This window comes from Pseudomonas sp. SWRI99 (genome assembly GCF_014270125.1).
Classification (GTDB): domain Bacteria; phylum Pseudomonadota; class Gammaproteobacteria; order Pseudomonadales; family Pseudomonadaceae; genus Aquipseudomonas; species Aquipseudomonas hamedanensis.
This window is the reverse complement of the sequence record NZ_JABWQR010000019.1, coordinates 1-19,543: the sequence shown is the minus strand read 5'-3', so window position 1 is coordinate 19,543 and position 19,543 is coordinate 1. Positions and strand designations below refer to the sequence as shown.

General features: G+C 59.3%; 18 protein-coding genes. 8 read left to right on the top strand and 10 right to left on the bottom strand.

Annotation, left to right across the window (positions count from 1 at the left end; all coding sequences use genetic code 11):
- Positions 1-252: 252 nt before the first annotated feature.
- From glyA to HU743_RS16525, 4 genes are all read left to right on the top strand, one after another.
- Positions 253-1,506: a serine hydroxymethyltransferase gene (glyA, locus tag HU743_RS16540; protein WP_186649869.1), complete on the top strand. Its 1,254-nt coding sequence runs from the start codon at positions 253-255 to the stop codon at positions 1,504-1,506.
- A gap of 338 nt (positions 1,507-1,844) precedes the next feature.
- A complete protein-coding gene (locus HU743_RS16535; protein WP_186649866.1) occupies positions 1,845-3,158 on the top strand; it encodes a C4-dicarboxylate transporter DctA in 1,314 nt (437 codons plus the stop codon).
- Positions 3,159-3,207: 49 nt separating this feature from the next.
- Positions 3,208-3,912 carry an FCD domain-containing protein gene (locus HU743_RS16530; protein WP_186649864.1) on the top strand — a complete coding sequence of 235 codons (705 nt, stop codon included), beginning with the start codon at positions 3,208-3,210 and terminating at the stop codon, positions 3,910-3,912.
- A 17-nt stretch (positions 3,913-3,929) separates the two neighbouring features.
- On the top strand, positions 3,930-4,634 hold the full coding sequence (locus tag HU743_RS16525; protein WP_186649862.1) for a GntR family transcriptional regulator: 705 nt from the start codon (positions 3,930-3,932) through the stop codon (positions 4,632-4,634).
- 114 nt (positions 4,635-4,748) lie between these two features.
- On the opposite strand, the gene yjiA is transcribed toward HU743_RS16525, so the two are convergent.
- From yjiA to HU743_RS16510, 3 genes are all read right to left on the bottom strand, one after another.
- Positions 4,749-5,726 carry a GTPase gene (yjiA, locus tag HU743_RS16520; protein ID WP_186649859.1) on the bottom strand — a complete coding sequence of 326 codons (978 nt, stop codon included), beginning with the start codon at positions 5,724-5,726 and terminating at the stop codon, positions 4,749-4,751.
- A gap of 163 nt (positions 5,727-5,889) precedes the next feature.
- Positions 5,890-6,087 carry a YbdD/YjiX family protein gene (locus tag HU743_RS16515; protein ID WP_003228401.1) on the bottom strand — a complete coding sequence of 66 codons (198 nt, stop codon included), beginning with the start codon at positions 6,085-6,087 and terminating at the stop codon, positions 5,890-5,892.
- Positions 6,088-6,102: 15 nt separating this feature from the next.
- The gene (locus HU743_RS16510) at positions 6,103-8,169 is read right to left on the bottom strand and encodes a carbon starvation CstA family protein (RefSeq protein WP_186546850.1); all 2,067 of its coding nucleotides are present in this window, start codon (positions 8,167-8,169) and stop codon (positions 6,103-6,105) included.
- Between the two features lie 159 nt (positions 8,170-8,328).
- On the opposite strand from HU743_RS16510, the gene HU743_RS16505 reads away from it, so the two are divergent.
- Entirely contained in the window at positions 8,329-8,697 is a 369-nt protein-coding gene (locus tag HU743_RS16505) for a PilZ domain-containing protein (RefSeq protein WP_186649856.1), read from the top strand.
- 119 nt (positions 8,698-8,816) lie between these two features.
- Here the strand turns inward: HU743_RS16505 and radA are convergent, their stop codons facing one another.
- From radA to katB, 3 genes are all read right to left on the bottom strand, one after another.
- Entirely contained in the window at positions 8,817-10,184 is a 1,368-nt protein-coding gene (gene radA / locus HU743_RS16500; protein ID WP_003228407.1) for a DNA repair protein RadA, read from the bottom strand.
- A gap of 46 nt (positions 10,185-10,230) precedes the next feature.
- The gene (locus tag HU743_RS16495) at positions 10,231-10,767 is read right to left on the bottom strand and encodes an ankyrin repeat domain-containing protein (protein ID WP_186649853.1); all 537 of its coding nucleotides are present in this window, start codon (positions 10,765-10,767) and stop codon (positions 10,231-10,233) included.
- Between the two features lie 61 nt (positions 10,768-10,828).
- Positions 10,829-12,370: a catalase KatB gene (katB, locus tag HU743_RS16490; protein WP_186649850.1), complete on the bottom strand. Its 1,542-nt coding sequence runs from the start codon at positions 12,368-12,370 to the stop codon at positions 10,829-10,831.
- A 285-nt stretch (positions 12,371-12,655) separates the two neighbouring features.
- Here katB and mscL point away from each other — a divergent pair, with 285 nt between their 5' ends.
- Positions 12,656-13,069 (top strand): large-conductance mechanosensitive channel protein MscL, encoded by a 414-nt coding sequence (gene mscL / locus HU743_RS16485; protein ID WP_186631103.1) that lies wholly within the window; start codon positions 12,656-12,658, stop codon positions 13,067-13,069.
- Positions 13,070-13,112: 43 nt separating this feature from the next.
- Here the strand turns inward: mscL and HU743_RS16480 are convergent, their stop codons facing one another.
- Positions 13,113-13,889: a ferredoxin--NADP reductase gene (locus HU743_RS16480; RefSeq protein ID WP_186649847.1), complete on the bottom strand. Its 777-nt coding sequence runs from the start codon at positions 13,887-13,889 to the stop codon at positions 13,113-13,115.
- Between the two features lie 298 nt (positions 13,890-14,187).
- On the opposite strand from HU743_RS16480, the gene HU743_RS16475 reads away from it, so the two are divergent.
- Positions 14,188-14,901 carry an autoinducer binding domain-containing protein gene (locus HU743_RS16475; RefSeq protein ID WP_186649843.1) on the top strand — a complete coding sequence of 238 codons (714 nt, stop codon included), beginning with the start codon at positions 14,188-14,190 and terminating at the stop codon, positions 14,899-14,901.
- Positions 14,902-15,076: 175 nt separating this feature from the next.
- Positions 15,077-16,201, top strand: a complete 1,125-nt coding sequence (locus HU743_RS16470) for a class I SAM-dependent methyltransferase (RefSeq protein ID WP_186649840.1) — start codon at positions 15,077-15,079, stop codon at positions 16,199-16,201.
- A gap of 71 nt (positions 16,202-16,272) precedes the next feature.
- Here HU743_RS16470 and HU743_RS16465 read toward each other — a convergent pair whose 3' ends face one another.
- The 3 genes from HU743_RS16465 to HU743_RS16455 all read right to left on the bottom strand — a co-directional run bounded on the left by HU743_RS16465 (position 16,273) and on the right by HU743_RS16455 (position 18,981).
- A complete protein-coding gene (locus HU743_RS16465; protein ID WP_095048725.1) occupies positions 16,273-16,440 on the bottom strand; it encodes a DUF2474 domain-containing protein in 168 nt (55 codons plus the stop codon).
- 84 nt (positions 16,441-16,524) lie between these two features.
- Positions 16,525-17,532 (bottom strand): cytochrome d ubiquinol oxidase subunit II, encoded by a 1,008-nt coding sequence (gene cydB, locus HU743_RS16460; RefSeq protein WP_186546843.1) that lies wholly within the window; start codon positions 17,530-17,532, stop codon positions 16,525-16,527.
- Positions 17,533-17,535: 3 nt separating this feature from the next.
- Positions 17,536-18,981, bottom strand: coding sequence for a cytochrome ubiquinol oxidase subunit I (locus tag HU743_RS16455; protein ID WP_186649837.1), 1,446 nt, complete (start codon positions 18,979-18,981; stop codon positions 17,536-17,538).
- Between the last annotated feature and the right edge of the window lie 562 nt (positions 18,982-19,543).

Genomic DNA, 19,543 nt, shown 5'->3' with positions numbered 1-19,543 from the left:
GAGCTAACAGCTCCGATCAATCGAACATGAAGAAAGCTGCCAGCTTCAAGTAGCAAGCTACAAGCAAGAGCGAATCAGCTTTTGCTTGCCGCTTGTGGCTTGCAGCTTGTGGCTTGTGGCTTGTGGCTTGCAGCTTGAAGCTTGAAGCTTGAAGCCCGCTTATCCACAACCTGACTGTGTTTCATAGCCCTTATAAAAGCGGTTGGGTTAGAATGCCCCCCTTTTCTGCCCCCCCGATCCTTGAGGACCGCCATGTTCAGCCGTGATTTGACTATTGCCAAGTACGACGCCGATCTTTTTGCCGCCATGGAGCAAGAAGCTCAGCGCCAGGAAGAACACATCGAGCTGATCGCTTCGGAAAACTACACCAGCCCAGCGGTGATGGAGGCTCAAGGTTCGGTTCTGACCAACAAGTACGCCGAAGGCTACCCGGGCAAGCGCTACTACGGCGGTTGCGAGTACGTCGACGTGGTTGAGCAACTGGCGATCGACCGTGCCAAGGAGCTGTTCGGCGCCGATTACGCCAACGTTCAACCGCACGCCGGTTCGCAAGCCAACGCCGCTGTGTACCTGGCCCTGCTGTCGGCCGGCGACACCATTCTGGGCATGAGCCTGGCCCACGGCGGTCACCTGACCCACGGTGCCAGCGTTTCCTCGTCGGGCAAGCTGTACAACGCCATCCAGTACGGTATCGACGCCAACGGCCTGATCGACTACGACGAAGTCGAGCGCCTGGCGGTAGAACACAAGCCGAAAATGATCGTGGCCGGTTTCTCTGCCTACTCGCAGATTCTCGATTTCCCGCGCTTCCGCGAAATCGCTGACAAAGTCGGCGCCTACCTGTTCGTCGACATGGCCCACGTGGCCGGTCTGGTCGCCGCTGGCGTCTACCCGAACCCGGTGCCGTTCGCTGACGTCGTGACCACGACCACCCACAAGACCCTGCGCGGTCCACGTGGCGGTCTGATCCTGGCGCGCGCCAACGCCGAGATCGAGAAGAAGCTCAACTCCGCAGTATTCCCGGGCGCCCAAGGCGGCCCGCTGGAACACGTGATCGCCGCCAAAGCGATCTGCTTCAAGGAAGCGCTGCAGCCTGAGTTCAAGGTTTACCAGCAACAAGTGGTGAAGAATGCCAAGGCCATGGCCGGCGTGTTCATCGAGCGCGGTTTCGACGTGGTTTCCGGCGGTACCGAAAACCACCTGTTCCTGCTGTCGCTGATCAAGCAGGAAATCTCCGGTAAAGACGCCGACGCCGCTTTGGGCAAAGCGTTCATCACCGTGAACAAGAACTCCGTGCCTAACGATCCACGCTCGCCGTTCGTCACCTCCGGCCTGCGCTTCGGCACCCCGGCTGTGACCACTCGTGGTTTCAAAGAAGCTGAGTGCAAAGAGCTGGCCGGCTGGATCTGCGACATTCTGGCAGACCTGAACAACGAAGCGGTGATCGACGCCGTTCGTGAGAAAGTCAAAGCCATCTGCAAGAAACTGCCGGTATACGGCGCGTAAATCGCAACGTTAAACCCGCAGCATGAAAAACCGGCCAAGTGATTGGCCGGTTTTTTTTCGGCTGAATGAAACATCAAAAGATCAAAAGATCGCAGCCTTCGGCAGCTCCTACAGGGAAATCGCATTTCAAACGTAGGAGCTGCCGGAGGCTGCGATCATTGCTTTTGGATCACCGGTAAGACCGGCCATGCCAATTTCATCTTTCCCTCTTGTAAACAGGAAAAACCCAAGCCTAGACTGCGCCTGCACTGGACATACCGGTAAGACCACAATAATTAAGTCCTGAATCCGATGCGCCAAGCGTGCGGCAGCCAGGACACCGACCCAGGATTCCTCCCATGCTCAGATGGTGCTCGCGTTCAATCTTCCTCCAAGTGGTTCTCGGACTGATGCTCGGCATCGTCTGCGGGCTGACCCTTCCTGAATACTCGGCCCAGCTCAAACCGCTCGGCGACGGTTTCATCAAACTGATCAAGATGCTCATCGGCCTGATCGTGTTCTGCGTGGTGGTCAGCGGCATCAGCGGCGCAGGCGATCTGAAGAAGGTCGGGCGCATTGGTCTCAAATCGGTCATTTATTTCGAAGTGCTGACTACCCTCGCGCTGATTATCGGCCTGGTGTTCGCCTTCAGCACCGGTATCGGCAGCGGCGCGAATATTCATCTGGAGCAACTCTCCACCGCCGACATGGGCGACCTCGCCGAGCGCGGCCAGCACCTGCACACCACCACGCAATTCTTGATGGACCTGATCCCGACCTCGGTGATCGGCGCCTTCGCCGACAACAACATTCTGCAAGTGCTGCTGTTCTCGGTACTGTTCGGCAGTGCGTTGAATCTGGTTGGCGAAGCGGCTTCCGGAATCTCGCGGCTGATCAACGAACTGAGCCATGTGATCTTCCGCATCATGGGCATGATCGTACGTTTGGCGCCGATCGGCGTGTTCGGCGCCATCGCTTTCACTACCAGCAAATATGGCCTCGATTCGCTGCAGCATCTGGGCAGTCTGGTCGGCTTGTTCTACCTGACCTGCATCGCCTTCGTCGCGCTGATTCTCGGTCTGGTGATGCGCGTCTCCGGCCTGCGCATGTGGCCGCTGCTCAAGTACCTGCGCGAAGAATTGCTGATCGTCATGGGCACCGCCTCCTCTGATGCAGTGCTGCCGCAGATCATGCGCAAGCTCGAACACTTGGGCATCGGCAGTTCGACGGTAGGGCTGGTGATTCCGACCGGTTACTCCTTCAACCTCGACGGTTTTTCGATTTACCTGACCCTCGCTATCGTCTTCATCGCCAATGCTACCGGTACACCGCTGGCCATGGCCGATCTGCTGACGATTTTGCTGGTCTCGCTGATTACCTCCAAGGGCGCCCACGGCATCCCCGGTTCGGCATTGGTGATTCTTGCGGCAACCCTGACGGCAATCCCGGCCATTCCCGTGGTCGGACTGGTGCTGGTGCTGGCGGTGGACTGGTTCATGGGCATCGGTCGCGCGCTGACCAACCTGATCGGCAACTGCGTCGCCACCGTGGCCATCGCTCGCTGGGAAAAGGACATCGACGTGCAGCGTGCGAACAAGGTGCTCAATGGCGAGCAAGGCTATAACTTTCAACCGAGAAAAACGGTCGCCCAAGCGGCGGCGAAAGAATTTTGAATGAGCGCCGTGCCTGCCAGACCGCAGGCACGGCGAATGGAGCCAATACGTGATTACTTCATCAACCGTCGTCAACTCAGTGGTGGAAAAACTGCGCGCCGCCCTGGCCCGCGGGCAATGGCGCTCCGGCGATATGCTGCCGGGCCAGCGCGAACTGGCCGAACAATTGGGCATCAGCCGCCCGAGCCTGCGCGAGGCGGTGATTGTTCTGGAAACCCTCGGCCTGGTGCGCTCGATGCCGGGCAAAGGCGTGGTCGTCCTCGACGCGCAACTGATCGACAGCCAGAGCCACGACAGCGCAGTCGCCGGCGCGAGCCTCGAAGACGTGCTGCAACTGCGCTACACCCTGGAGCCGTTCATTGTCGGGCTGGTCGCGCAATCGATCAGCAGCAAGGAAGTTGGCCAGTTGCGCCTGACCCTGATGGACATGCGCGAAGCCCTCGAGGCCGGCGACAGCGAAGCCGGGGTCAGCGCCTACATCGCCTTCCACGAAGAGCTGTTCGCACTGACCTCGAATCCGATTTTCCAGAGCGTGGTGCAGCAGACCAGCAACGCCCTCAAGCAGAGCGCCGAAGTGCTGCGCAATTCACCGGAACATCTGGCCGAGCGGCTGGAGGAAAACGAAGCCGTGGTCCGCGCGATTCGCAGCAAGAACAGCGCCCAGGCCAGCGCCGAAATGCGTCGGCACATTCTGCGTGAAGGTCGGCGCATGGGCATTGAGCTGAATATCCCGGATGACAACCTGCCCCACTGATCCTTTGGAGACCGGCCATGAACAGTTTCGCTTCCGCGCCGCACCCGCACTCGACCGCCCTGCCCTTCTCGCGCCTGCGGATGCCGGTGGAGGACCTTTACCCACGACTGTTCGATGCGATTCTCGAGCAGCGTATCGATGCCGACAGCCGTTTCACCGAGGACAGCCTGAAGGATATGTTTAGTGCCAGTCGTGCCGATGTCCGGCGAGTGCTGACGCAACTGGCCCATGAGCAGATCGTAGTGCTGCGGGCCAATCATCGGCCGCGCGTGGCGGCGCCTGATCGGGAATTGATCAGGCAGACCCTGCATGCACGGCGGCTGGCTGAGATCACGTTGGTACGGTTGGCGTGTCAGCGTCCGCGGGTAAATGAATTGAAATGCTTGCGCACCTCGGTTGAACGCGAGAAGCGCGCCGTCGAGCAGGACCGGCGGGGGGCGGCGATTCGTTTGTCGGGGGAGTTTCACCTGCAGTTGGCGCGGATGGCGGGGAATGTGCCGTTGGCGAATTTTCTTGGCAGCCTTGTACCTGTTACGTCATTGGCGGTTGCGCGAAGTGCGGGCCAGACGCATAGCTGCTGCGCGTGGCAGGAGCATTCAGCAATTGCTGATGCCGTTGAACGCGGCGATGCGGTGAACGCAGAGTTTTTGATGAATCAGCATTTGGATCAGCTGGCACAGACACTGCTGGGTTCAACGATCAAACACTGTGCTGCCGGTTAGATCGCCTTCGCGAGCAAGCTCGCTCCCACAGTGGACTGCGTTCTGTCAGTAGGAATGCGGATCCATTGTGGGAGCGAGCTTGCTCGCGAAGAGGCCCTTCCAGCCTGCAAATATTCAGCTCTGCTGCGCAGCCACCCTGGCAAACCCCACCCGAATCTTCTCTTCCGGCAACTCATCGGCAATAAACACGATCACGCTTTCCCGCGCCTCACCCTCGGCCCATTCGCTGTCCCAGTCGAAACCATAGAGTTTCAACACGCCCTGAAACACCAGGCGCCGATCCTCACCGGCAATGTTCAGCACGCCTTTGTAACGCAGCAATTGTTTGCCGTGTTCTTCCAGCAGCTCATTCATGAACTCGCTGAGCTGATCGATATCCAGCGCCTGATCGGTGCGCAGCACCACACTGGAAATGCGGTCGATGGACGGGGCCTTGCCCACCGGACGCAGACTCAATCCACCGCCAAGATCGGCATTCAAGTTAAAGCCGCGCACATCGAGCAATTCGGCCAGATCAATGTTGCCATGCTCGACCACACGAATCGGCGCGCGGCGGTTGATCCGCGTCAGCCGCTCGCTCAATGCGTCGAACGTCGCTGCGTCGACCAGATCGGTCTTGCTCACCAGCAAACGGTCGGCAAAACCGATTTGCGCCTGAGCGATGGTCTGGGTCAGGTGCACGTCGGCGTGGGCGGCGTCGACCAGAGTGATGACGCCGTCGAGCAGGTAACGCTCGCGCAACTCTTCGTCGATGAAAAACGTCTGCGCCACGGGCGCCGGGTCGGCCAGACCGGTGCACTCGATCACCAGTCGGTCGAAAGCGATCTCGCCGCTGTCCAGGCGCTCGAGCAGTAAATACAGCGCCTTGGTCAGATCAGTGTGAATGGTGCAGCAGACACAGCCGTTGGCCAGTGTCATGACTTGCACCGGCTCGTCACCCAGCAACTGAGTATCGATACCGGCGTCGCTGAATTCGTTTTCGATCACGGCGATTTTCAGGCCGTGCTCGGCTTTGAGCAGATGACGCAGCAACGTGGTCTTGCCGGCGCCAAGGAAGCCGCTGAGTACCGTGACCGGTATGGGAGAGGACAAATGCTTTCTCCTTCACAAAATGAATGGACAACACAAAAACAAATGTGGGAGCGGGCTTGCTCGCGAAGGCGGTGGATCAGTCAACACCATCATCGACTGACACTGCGCTTTCGCGAGCAAGCCCGCTCCCACAGGGGGATTGCATCAACCCGAGGCTGTCAGCTCAACAGCACTTGGGCCCACCCTTGCCACCGTAACGGGCTTCTTGACGTTCGCGAAAGAACATCTCGTAGCTCATCACCGGTTTGTCCGGGTGTTTGGTTTGCATATGCTCGACGTAGGTGTCGTAGTCGGGCATGCCGACCATCAGGCGCGCGGCCTGACCGAGGTATTTACCGAGGCGACTCAGGTCATTGAACATGGTGCAATCCTCTGGTTACGCATCCGGCAGGGCCTGGAATGGCGATTCTTTATCCGTACGCTCTTTTTTGCCCCAGGCGGCGATGCCAACCTTGAGCGCATAGAACAGGATGCTGAAGACCACGAACAGGAACAGCGTCGTGAGCGTTGCGTTGGTATAGGCGTTGAAGATCACGTGCTGCATCTGCTCAACGCTTTTTGCCGGTGCCAGCACCTGACCGTTGGCCAGCGCATCGCTGTACTTCTTCGCCAGGGACAGGAAGCCGATCGCCGGGTTGGCGTCGAACAGTTTGATGAAGCCTGCCGTTGTGGTGCAGATCAGCAGCCAGGTGGCCGGCAACAGGGTGACCCAAATGTAGCGCTGGCGCTTCATCTTGATCAGGACCACGGTGCCGAGCATCAGCGCGATACCGGCGAGCATCTGGTTGGAGATGCCGAACAATGGCCACAGGGTGTTGATGCCGCCCAGTGGATCGATCACGCCCTGATACAGCAACCAGCCCCACATCGCGACACAACCGGCGGTGGCGATCAGGTTGGCAGTCCAGGATTCGGTACGTTTGAGCGCCGGTACGAAGGAGCCAAGCAGATCCTGCAGCATGAAGCGTCCGGCACGGGTGCCGGCGTCGACAGCGGTAAGGATGAACAGCGCTTCGAACAGGATCGCGAAGTGGTACCAGAACGCCATGGTGTTTTCACCCGGCAGGACACTGTGCAAAATCTGCGCGATACCTACCGCCAGGGTCGGCGCACCACCGGCGCGAGCCAGAATGGTGGTTTCACCGATGTCATTGGCCACCGCTTGCAGCGCATCCGGCGTAATCGCGAAGCCCCAACTGGTAACGACCTGCGCGACCGAAACAACGTCACTGCCGACCACGGCTGCCGGGCTGTTCATGGCGAAGTACACGCCCGGCTCGATCACCGAAGCGGCAACCATGGCCATGATCGCCACGAACGACTCCATCAACATGCCGCCGTAACCGATGTAGCGAGCGTTGGTTTCGTTATCCAGCAGCTTCGGCGTAGTGCCCGACGAGATCAGCGCATGGAAGCCCGATACCGCACCGCAGGCGATGGTGATGAACAGGAACGGGAACAGACCGCCCTTCCACACCGGGCCTGTGCCGTCGACAAACTGCGTCAGCGCCGGCATTTTCAGCTCGGGCATGGTCACCAGAATGCCGATCGCCAGCGCAACGATGGTGCCGATCTTGAGGAACGTCGACAGGTAGTCACGCGGTGCCAGAATCAGCCAGACCGGCAGCGACGCTGCCACAAAACCGTAACCGACCAGCATCCAGGTAATCTGCACGCCGGTGAAGGTGAACGCCTTGGCCCATACCGGATCGGCGGCAATCTGCCCACCCAGCCAGATCGAACCGAGCAGCAGCAACACACCGACCACGGAGATTTCGCCGATGCGCCCCGGACGGATGTAGCGCATGTAAATGCCCATGAACATCGCGATCGGGATGGTCGCCATTACGGTGAAGATGCCCCAAGGACTCTCGGCCAGCGCCTTGACCACGATCAGCGCCAGCACCGCAAGGATGATGATCATGATCAGGAAGCAGCCGAACAGCGCGATGGTACCGGGAATCCGGCCCATTTCTTCACGCACCATGTCGCCCAAGGAACGGCCGTTGCGTCGGGTCGACATGAACAGGACCATGAAGTCCTGCACCGCGCCCGCCAGCACCACACCGGCAATCAGCCAGAGCGTGCCGGGCAGATAGCCCATCTGCGCTGCCAATACCGGGCCGACCAGTGGCCCCGCGCCAGCGATGGCCGCGAAGTGGTGACCGAAAAGAATGTGTTTGTTGGTCGGTACATAGTCCAGACCATCGTTGTTGAGCACGGCGGGGGTGGCCCGACGCGGATCCAGTTGCATCACATGGTTGGCGATGAACAGGCTGTAGTAACGGTACGCAACCAGATAAATGGCCACGGCAGCGACCACAATCCACAAGGCGTTGATCGCCTCGCCTCGGCGCAATGCCACTACGCCCAGGGCGCACGCTCCTACGATTGCCAGCACTAGCCAGGGTAAGTGGCGTAGCAGGCTATTATTATTTTTCATTTTTTTATTCCAGCCAGGGTGGACAAGAAAGACAGCCACCCCGAGTTTAGCGCTTACGGCGCCAAAGGCCATACCCCGACATTGGTCTAGACGCCTGGTTGATTGGCTGGCCGCCGCTTTCGGGGTCTATAGTCAGCGAACCTTCATGAGGATTACGCCATGAGTGAGCACCCCGCCAATCGCCGTCGCTTCAAACGTATTGCGTTCGATGCCCGCACCGAGCTGAGTCAGGGCGAGTACATCTGGCCGGTCACGCTGATTGACCTGTCGCTCAAGGGATTGCTGATCGAACGGCCGGAGCCGTGGCTGGGAGATCGTGAACAGGACTTTTTCGTCGACATTCATCTGAGCGAAGACGTCGATATCAAGATGGACGTGCACCTGGCCCATGAGGAAGACGGCCACTTGGGATTCATCTGTCGCCATATCAGCCTGGAATCGATCCAGCGTCTGCGGCGATTGATCGAGCTGAACCTGGCGGATGAAGCGGAACTTGAGCGCGAGTTGGCTGCGCTGATCGAGATCTAGAAATCACCACCGATCAAATGTAGGAGTGAGCCTGCTCGCGATAGCGGTCTGTCATTCAACCAATCATTGGCTGATATACCGCTATCGCGAGCAGGCTCACTCCTACAGGGGAATCGTGGTTATTCGAAAAGCGCGTCGAGGGCTTGTTCGAGGCGCGTCACTGCGATGATCTGCAACCCCGCCGGCGCTTCCTTCGGGGCGTTGCCCTTGGGCACGATGGCGCGCTTGAAACCATGCTTGGCCGCTTCCTTCAAGCGCTCCTGCCCGCTCGGCACCGGGCGCACTTCGCCGGACAAGCCGACTTCGCCAAACACCAGCAAATCATGCGGCAACGGCCGGTTGCGCAAGCTAGACATCACCGCCGCCATCAATGCCAGATCGGACGCGGTTTCCAGCACCTTGACACCACCGACCACGTTGAGAAACACATCCTGATCATGGGTCGGAATGCCGCCATGACGGTGCAATACCGCGAGCAGCATCGCCAAACGGTTCTGATCCAGCCCCAGTGTCACCCGCCGTGGATTGGCCAGATGGCTGTCATCGACCAGTGCCTGCACTTCGACCAGCATCGGCCGGGTGCCCTCCCACGTCGCCATGACCACGCTGCCAGGGACTTCTTCCTGGGCGCGGGTGAGAAAAATCGCCGACGGGTTGGAGACTTCTTTCAGGCCTTTGTCGGTCATGCCGAACACGCCCAGTTCGTTGACCGCACCGAAACGGTTTTTCACCGCACGCAACAAGCGCAGCCGGCCATCGGACTCGCCCTCAAAATACAGCACAGTGTCGACCATGTGCTCCAACACGCGGGGACCGGCCAGCGCGCCCTCCTTGGTGACGTGGCCGACGAGGAAAATCGCCGTGCCGCTCTGCTTGGCATAGCGCACCAGCAGCGCCGCACTCTCACGCACCTGGGACACGCCGCCCGGCGCCGATTGCAGCTGCTCGGTGAAGATCGTCTGGATCGAGTCGATCACCATCACCTTGGGTTTTTCCTGGCGGGCGGTGGCAATGATGGTTTCGATGCAGGTTTCGGTCATCACCCGCAACTGATCCTGGGGCAGCCCGAGACGGCGTGCGCGCATCGCCACTTGTTGCTGGGATTCTTCGCCAGTGACGTACAGCGCCGGCATGCTCTTGGCGAGGTTGCACAAGGTCTGTAGCAGGATGGTCGACTTGCCGATCCCCGGGTCACCGCCGATCAACACCACCGAACCATCGACCAGACCGCCGCCAAGGACACGATCCAGTTCACCGGAAGCGGTGGAAAAACGTGGAATTTCTTCGATGCTGACTTCGGCCAGCGTCTTGATCTGCGCCTGCTGCCCGGCCCAACCAGTGCGCCCGGTGGGTGCCGTGGCGCCGCCGCTTTCGATCATGGTTTCGGTCAGGGTGTTCCAGGCACCGCACTCACCGCACTGGCCGGCCCACTTGGGAAAGGTTGCGCCACACTCGGTGCAACCGTACATGCGCTTGGCCTTGGCCATCTCGATCCCCCGGCAAAAACCGCGATGATAACGCAGCCATCGCCGATCAGCGCGGTGCAGCGCTGCGGATTTCGCCGCTGGCCAGACGTGCGGCGCTGTTGCCCAGCGGATCTTCGGCATTGAGGTCGGCACCTTTGGCTTTCAGCGCGTCAAGCAGCTCCAGGCGCTTGAACAAACCTGCATACATGGCAGCGGTCTGCCCCGCGCCGTTGCGCTGGTCAGGGCTGCAATCGGTGGCCATCAAACGTCGGGCAATCTGCACCTCGCCTTTGAAGATCGCCCCCATCAGCGCCGTGTTGCCGCGCTGATCCTGAGCGCAGGCATCCGCTCCGGCAGCAAGCAAGCGCTCCACCGCTGGCGCCTGACCGTGATAGGCCGTGAGGATCAACGCGGTGTAGCCCTTGCTGTCGCGGGTGTCGAGGGGATAACCGGCCTCGATAAACGTCTCGAGCATCGGTACGTCGCCGCGCCGGGCGGCATCGAACAGATAATCCTGCAACTGCGCCTTGACCGACTCGGGACTCTGTTCGGCCAGCGCCGACCAGGACAGGCTGCCGAGCAGCAATAACAGATAAATACGCATACGCCGTCTCCTTGAACAGAACGGGGCCCGATTCAGGCCCCGCATGGCATGGCCGCGACAATCAGTCGGTGAGTTTTGCCGCCAGTGCCTTGACCCGGCTCAGGTCACCCTTGGCCACTTTGGTCACGCCGCTGCCGTATTCCGGATCGGCCTTATAAAGGAAGGACAGGATGATGTGCTTGCTCTCATCATCGGTGGTGGCCAGAGAGCCGCCGAAGCTATCGATCAGGTCACGACGCTCCTGCTGGCTGAACGAGCGATACAGATCACCGGCCTGCTTGAAGTTCTGCTCGCGCTGGATCTTCGCCTGCTGGGTGCTGCCCGTCAGTGCCAGCTGGCTGTAACGTGCCGTCTCGGTCTCTTCCCGTGGTTGCAGGCGGCTCGGCTGGTAATTGACCCCGGAGCGGCTGGCCCCGAAGTTCATCGCGCCATCCTGATTGCCGTTATTGACTGCAACTTTCGCGGCATTGATCGGCAATTGCAAAGCATTGGCGCCCAAGCGGTACATTTGCGTATCGGCATAAGAGAACACCCGACCTTGCAACAAACGATCTTCTGACGGCTCGATGCCGGGAACAATATTGGCCGGTGCCATTGCCACTTGTTCGGTTTCCTGGAACACATTGGCTGGATTACGGTTCAATACCATTTGTCCAACTTTTCGTTCTGGAACACCCGGCCATATCTTGGTTGCATCCAGCGGATCAAAATCAAACTTGGACAAATCTTGCGGTTTCAATACTTGAACGTACAAGTCCCACTTCGGAAAGTCGCCCTTGTTTATATGAGTCACCAAGTCATTGGTCATATGACTGTAGTCCTGACCCTGAACGTTGCTGACTTCTTTCGGCGTGAGGTTATTGATCCCCTGCAAACTCTTCCAGTGGAACTTCACGTAATGCACTTCGCCCTTGGCGTTGATCAACTTATAGGCGTGAACACCGTTACCGTCCATTTGCCGATAACTGGCTGGCGTTCCCGAGTTGGAATACAACTCGGTCAGCGTGCGCGTGGCTTCCGGCACGTGGGAGAAGAAGTCGAATCGACGCGAGTCATCGTCGAGGTTGGTGCGCGGGTCGGGCTTGAACGCATGCACCATGTCCGGAAACTTGATTGCGTCGCGGATGAAGAAGGTCGGGAAGTTGTTGCCGACCAGGTCCCAGTTACCGTCGGCGGTGTAGAACTTGGTGGCAAAACCGCGTGGGTCGCGCAGGGTTTCCGGGGAGTGGTTGCCATGCACCACCGCCGAAAAGCGCACAAACACCGGGGTGCTCTGGCCTGCGGCGAAGACCTTGGCCTTGCTCAGGTCGCTCAGGTCGTTGGTCACGGTGAAGGTGCCGTGGGCACCGGTGCCGCGCGCATGCACCACGCGCTCGGGAATGCGTTCACGGTCAAATCGCTGCAGCTTCTGGATCAACTGCACATCCTGCAGCAGCACCGGGCCGTTGGCACCGGCGGTTTGCGAGTTCTGATTGTCGCCGACCGCAGCGCCGTTATCGCGCGTCAGGGGCGCGGCATGCACGGAGAACGTCAACAGGCTGGCGGTGAGTACGCCGAGGGTGCGGCGATGGGGAAAAGCCCCGAGGCCAAGAGTGGGAGTCATATCAGGTTCCTCTGGTTGTTTTGGGCGCATCCAGGTGCGCCAACCAGAGGCTAGAGGGCTGAGCCGGCAAACATAAATAGAAAGTTCGTAAGGTCATGATTGAAAAAAATAGCTATCCGATCAGCCGGTTACGGCGTATTTCGCGCGCGATTAGTGGCACTTTGCAAACTAATCGAAAATTAATGTGTCGATAAAAACGGGCATTGTAAGGAGGTGTTTCGCGCAGGACGCGTTTGGCTGATTTACACTGCTACACCAACCTCATCTGTAACAAGGAAATAACCTATGGGCGTGCTAAGTGAGTTCAAGGCCTTTGCGGTCAAAGGCAATGTGGTCGACATGGCCGTCGGTATCATCATCGGTGCCGCCTTCGGCAAGATTGTTTCGTCGTTTGTCGGTGACGTCATCATGCCGCCAATCGGCCTGCTGATCGGCGGGGTCGACTTCAGTGATTTAGCCATCACGCTCAAGGCTGCCGAGGGCAATGCGCCCGCGGTGATGCTGGCCTACGGCAAGTTCATCCAGAGCGTTCTGGACTTCGTAATCGTGGCTTTCGCGATTTTCATGGGCGTCAAAGCCATCAACCGTCTGAAACGCGAAGAGGCGGTAGCCCCAACGCTGCCGCCGGTGCCGACCAAGGAAGAGGAACTGCTGGGCGAGATTCGCGACCTGCTCAAGGCACAGAACAATCAGCCCTGAAGGTCGTCACAACCGCTAACGGCACCCGCGAGGTGCCGTTTTTCTACCAGTAGTTTTCCACCGCAATCTGCCCGGGCCGACGGGTTAGACTCAGGCTCATGTGGCGCTTTTTCAGCAGCGCACGGGTGTCATCGATCATTTGCGGATTGCCACACAGCATGACCCGCGAATGCTCAGGGCTCAGCTCCACGCCAGCGACCCGCTCCAGCTCGCCGTTTTCGATGAGTGCAGTGATACGCCCGTTCAGCGCCCCTGCCGATGCCTCCCGCGTTACCGTGGGGATGAACTGCAATTTGTGGGCGTATTCACTCAGGTACTCGCGCTGCTTCAGGCCGGCGATCAGCGGCTGGTACGCCAGTTCCCGAGCTTCGCGCACGCTGTAGACCAAAATAATGCGCTCGAATTTTTCCCAGACTTCGAAGTCCTGCAGGATCGACAGAAACGGCGCCACCCCCGTACCTGTGGACAATAACCAAAGATCCCGGCCATCGTTGAAGCGATCCAGGGTCAGGTAGCCGAACGCCTGGCGATCGACCAGCAGCGTATCGCCCACCTGCAGCCGACTCAGCTCACTGGTGAACTCACCGCCCGGCACCACGATGGAGAAAAACTCAAGGAACTCGTCAAATGGCGACGACACCATCGAATACGCCCGCCAGACTATGCTGCCATCAGCCTTGGTCACGCCAAGCCTGGCGAACTGTCCGGCGCGAAAACGAAAACCCGCATCGCGGGTCGTGCGCAGGGTGAACAGGCCCGGTGTCAATGGCTGCACATCGAGCAAGGTCTGAATGGTGTATTTCTCTGCACTGGCGGTCATGGGCGTCTCCTACGAAGATCTGCCTACAGTGTCCCGCAAATTGGCCGGCCTAAACACCGATGATTGGTAATGGCATTCAGTACAGCGCCTGCATCGTTTGTGATTAGCAGTGAATGGACTTTAATCCTGAGCTTAAGATGACAGGTTAAATATTAACGAAAGACTCATAACCTTTAAGCCAAACGGCAGTAGTTTCAATTGCGAAAAAATCCACAGCTACTCGCAGGAAACATCCTACACTCCGTTGCGTGCCGCTTAATGGATCCAAGATGCAACTGTAAAAAAATGGAGAGTAGGTATGGAAACGTGGAAAGAATCGCAGCTGAAACTACTGTCTTATGCCAAGGGAATAGATGCCGCTTACCCGATCCTGCAGAGATTCGCCGAAAACCTCGGTTTCGACTATTGCGCAATTTCGGTCAGTTCACCCCGTCGGGAAGTACTTCTGGACACCTTGCGAATCAACAACTACCCCAAAGAGTGGAACTTGCAATATGACAAACAGAACTTTAAATGTATCGACCCAATAGTAGCTCATTGCAATCATTCAACGCTGCCCATCGTCTGGGAGCAGTCGGCTTTTTCCGGCACGCCTGAACTTTGGCAGGCATTACAGCAACATGGCTTGCAGCATGGCTGGTCACAGGCCTTTCATCACGAAGAAAGCGGGTTGTGCAGCGTCATCAGCCTGGCCCGACACAGCTGTCCGATCAGTGCACTTGAGCTGTATGAACACTTCGGCTACATCTTTTATGCCGCCAGCCACTTCAGTGAGCTGTTTATGCGGTCAATGCCAAAATGTCCCGCCAGGCCCTGCCACCCACGCCTGTCGCCCAGGGAGCTGGAGGTCTTGCAACTGTCAGCCGTCGGCAAGACTGCCTACGAGATCGCAAAGATCCTCAACCTGAGCGAGCGTACGGTGAATTATCACGTGAAAAACCTGATGGAAAAGCTCGACGCCTGCAACAAGATTTCCGCAGTCCTCAAGGCTGCCAAAGCCGGCTTCCTCTGATCCCTGCGCCTGGCATCGAAATGAAAACTTGCGGGTATTTACCAAGAAAAAAAAGTAACATTTACGCCCTCTCCGAGTGATGACGCACACCGCTTGCATCGCAGTCCACTCGGCCAGGTTGCGCCGCGCCACAGCCTGGCTGCGCGAACCCGCCGATTATCAGAGTCCCCGCCCCATGCCTTTGCTCGATACGCCCTTCGCCCAACTCGATTTGATCCGCCAACCCGAACAGCAGAACGAACCGCTGCAGGCGTTCGATGCGGCCGATGAATACTTGCTCAACTATCTGGCGGCGCAGCAACCGCCGGCGAGCACGCGGGTTCTGGTGCTCAACGACAGCTTCGGCGCGTTGGCGGCGAGCCTGCTGGGCAAGGTCGACGTCAGCAACAGTGGCGATTCGTACCTGGGGTTTCTGGGGCTGGAAAAGAACCTGCAGCGCAACGGTCACGCGTTTGATGCAATCCGCCCGATTCCCGCCAGCGAGCCCGTGGTCGGGCCGTTCGACCGCGTGCTGATCCGCGTGCCGAAAACCCTGGCGCTACTCGAAGAACAATTGATCCGCCTGCATGGCCAACTGGCCCCCGGCGCTGAAGTGATCGCGGCGGCCATGGTCAAACACCTGCCACGTGCGGCCGGCGATCTGCTGGAGCGCTATATCGGACCGGTACAAGCCTCACTGGCGGTGAAAAAGGCCCGTCTGCTGATCGCGACACCCGAAGCCAAGGCACCGGCCGTTTCGCCCTACCCTTCGACCTATCGGCTCGACGAACCGGCAATCGAACTGCGCAATCATGCCAACGTATTTTGCCGTGACGGCCTGGACATCGGCACGCGAGCCTTTCTCGCGCATTTGCCGAAAAACCTTGGCGGTGCGCGCGTTGCCGACCTCGGCTGCGGCAACGGGGTACTGGCAATCGTCAGCGCGCTGGACAATCCCCAGGCGCACTACACGCTGGTCGACGAATCGTTCATGGCCGTGCAATCGGCCGCAGAAAACTGGCGGGCCGTGCTGGGTGATCGCGAAGTGACCGTGCGGGCTGACGATGGTCTGGCCGGGCAAGCACCGCAATCGCTGGACGTGGTGTTGTGCAATCCGCCCTTTCATCAACAGCAAGTGGTTGGCGACTTCCTCGCCTGGCGCATGTTCCAGCAGGCGCGTGAGGCGCTGGTGGTGGGCGGTGCGCTGTACATCGTCGGCAATCGTCACCTGGGTTATCACAGCAAACTGGCGCGCCTGTTCCGCGGTGTCGAACAAGTCGCAGCCACGCCAAAATTCGTAATTCTCAAAGCGCGCAAGTAACTCACGGACAAAAAAAACCCTCCGCAAGGAGGGTTGCAAAGCCGTTCCCGAAGGCGCCGGGACGGGGTGTTTCAGTGCGTGGTCAAGCCGGCCGCGTTCATGAACAGGCGCATCAGGCTGGCGGCGATAAACAGCACGCCCACACTGCCGACCCAGATCAGCGCCAACCAGCCGAGCCGCTGCCACAGCGGTTTTTTTTCGGCTTCTTCAATGTCGTGCAGGGAATGTTTGCCGGTCATTGCATCGATCTCCGTTAAGCAGAGGCGTCACTGAGGACGCCTTCGCGAGCAGGCTCGCTCCCACAAGGGAAGCCCAGCAGCAGACTAGTGATAACCGTCTTCATGGGTGACCTTGCCGCGGAACACGTAATAGCTCCAGAAGGTGTAACCCAGGATGAACGGGATGATGAACAGCGTGCCAACCAGCATGAAGCCCTGACTTTGCGGCGGTGCGGCAGCGTCCCAGATCGAGATCGACGGCGGCACGATGTTCGGCCACAGACTGATGCCCAGGCCGCTGTAGCCGAGAAAGATCAGTACCAGCGTCAGCAGGAACGGTGTGTAGTTGGCATTGCGCGCAACCGCGCGGATCAGGCCGTACAAGGTGACCAGCACCAGAATCGGCACCGGCATGAACCAGAACAGGTTCGGCATGCTGAACCAGCGTGAGGCGATTTCCGGGTGCGACAGTGGCGTCCAGATACTGACAATACCAATCACCGCCAACAGCACGAATGCCAGCGGCCGCGCCAGATCATGCATTTGCTCTTGCAGCTTGCCTTCGGTCTTCATGATCAGCCAGGTACAACCGAGCAACGCATACGCCACTACCAGTGCGGCGCCACAGAACAGCGTGAACGGTGTCAGCCAGTCCAGCGAACCACCGGCGAACTGCCGATTGACCACGGGCAAACCGTCGATGAATGCACCGAGCGCCACGCCTTGAAAGAAGGTCGCCGCGATCGAGCCGCCGATGAATGCCTTGTCCCACAGATGGCGTTTTTCATCTTTGGCCTTGAAGCGAAACTCAAAGGCCACGCCGCGGAAAATCAGCCCCATCAGCATGAAGATCAGCGGCAGGTATAGCGCCGACAGCACCACCGAATAGGCCAGCGGAAACGCCCCGAACAACGCAGCGCCGCCCAGCACGAGCCAGGTTTCGTTGCCGTCCCAGACCGGGGCGACGGTGTTCATCATCACGTCGCGGTCGGTCTTGCCGGGGACGAACGGGAAGAGAATGCCGATGCCCAGGTCGAAGCCGTCCATGACCACGTACATCATGATGCCGAAGATGATGATCACGGCCCAGATCAGCGGAAGATCAATACCCATGAGTCAAATCTCCTTGGTCAAGCGAGTGTTGTCTTCGTGTTCGCCGTCGCCCGGATCGTCGGCCGCAGACAGTGGACGCGCCGGTGTACGTTTCTGGCCCGGACCACCGTCCGGCGTATCGCTGCCTTCGCTGATCTTCGGCCCCTTGCGCACCAGGCGCATCATGTAGCCCAGGCCCGCGCCGAACAGGGCGAAATACACCACGACGAACATGATCAGGGTGATGCTCATCTGCATGAAGCTGTGATTGGACGAGGCATCCGCCGTTCGCATCAAGCCGTAGACCACCCACGGCTGACGACCGATTTCGGTGGTGAACCAACCGGCAAGTATCGCAATCAGGCCGGACGGCCCCATCCACAACGCCAGATGCAGGAACGGTCGCGAGGTGTAGAGCGCGTCACGCTTGCGCAGCCACAGGCTCCACAGCCCAGTGAAAATCATCAGGAAGCCAAGGCCGACCATGATCCGGAACGACCAGAACACGATGGTCGAATTCGGCCGGTCTTCGGGCGGGAATTCCTTGAGCGCCGGCACCTGCTTGTCCAGCGAGTGGGTGAGGATCAGGCTGCCCAGGTAAGGAATCTCCACGGCAAATTTGGTGCGCTCTTCTTTCATGTCCGGCCAGCCGAACAGAATCAGCGGCGTGGCTTCGTCGCCAATGTTTTCCCAGTGGCCTTCGATCGCAGCGATTTTCGCCGGCTGGTGTTTGAGCGTGTTGAGGCCATGGAAGTCGCCAATGACCGCTTGAATCGGCGCGACGATCAGCGCCATCCACATCGCCATCGACAACATGGTGCGAATCGCCGGGTTGTCCCGGCCGCGCAGCAAGTGCCAGGCCGCTGAAGAGCCGACAAAGAACGCCGTTGCGATGAACGCGGCGGTGGCCATGTGCATCAAGCGATAAGGGAATGACGGGTTGAAAATAATGGCCAGCCAGTCGGTCGGAATGACCTGGCCGTTGACGATCTCAAAGCCCTGCGGCGTCTGCATCCAGCTGTTGGACGCCAGAATCCAGAACGTCGAAATCAGCGTGCCCACGGCCACCATCACCGTCGAGAAGAAGTGCAGGCCGCGCCCGACCTTGTTCCAGCCGAACAGCATCACCCCGAGGAAACCGGCTTCGAGGAAAAACGCCGTGAGCACCTCATAGGTCAGCAACGGTCCGGTGACCGCCCCGGCGAAATCCGAGAAGCGGCTCCAGTTGGTGCCGAACTGGTACGCCATGACCAGACCGGAGACCACGCCCATGCCGAAATTGACGGCAAAGATCTTCGACCAGAAATGGTAGAGGTCACGGTAGGTGTCGTTGCGGGTCTTCAGCCACAGGCCTTCGAGCACCGCCAGGTAACTGGCCAGGCCGATGGTGATCGCCGGGAACAGGATGTGGAACGAGATGGTAAACGCGAACTGAATTCGGGCGAGATCGAGAGCCTCTAAACCGAACATATGGCTTCCTCTGTCAGGTAGTACGGGTGGCGGACCCGGAGGCCTGCACCACTGCCCCCACGGATATGGAGTGCGGCGAATTCGGATTCGTTCTTTTTTTACAACCATCGCAACGCAGGGAGTCTGGCCAACTGGCCGTCAGATCAATTGCGCGAGCGGTCTTGATCTGGATCAAGCAACGTTAAAAGAGTAGTCCCATTTTCGCCGATGAACTGCGTGGTCGTTTGCCGCGTGACAAGTTGTCTCATTGCCGCAGCAGCTCGGCGACACAGTCCCTGTGGCAAGGGAGCTTGCTCCCGCTCGGCGATACAGTCCCCTGTGGCGAGGGAGCTTGCTCCCGCTCGGCGATACAGTCCCCTGTGGCGAGGGAGCTTGCTCCCGCCCGGCGACGCAGCCCCTGTGGCGAGGGAGCTTGCTCCCGCCCGGCGACGCAGCCCCTGTGGCAAGGGAGCTTGCTCCCGCCCGGCGACGCAGCCCCTGTGGCAAGGGAGCTTGCTCCCGCCCGGCGACGCAGCCCCTGTGGCGAGGGAGCTTGCTCCCGCCCGGCGACGCAGCCCCTGTG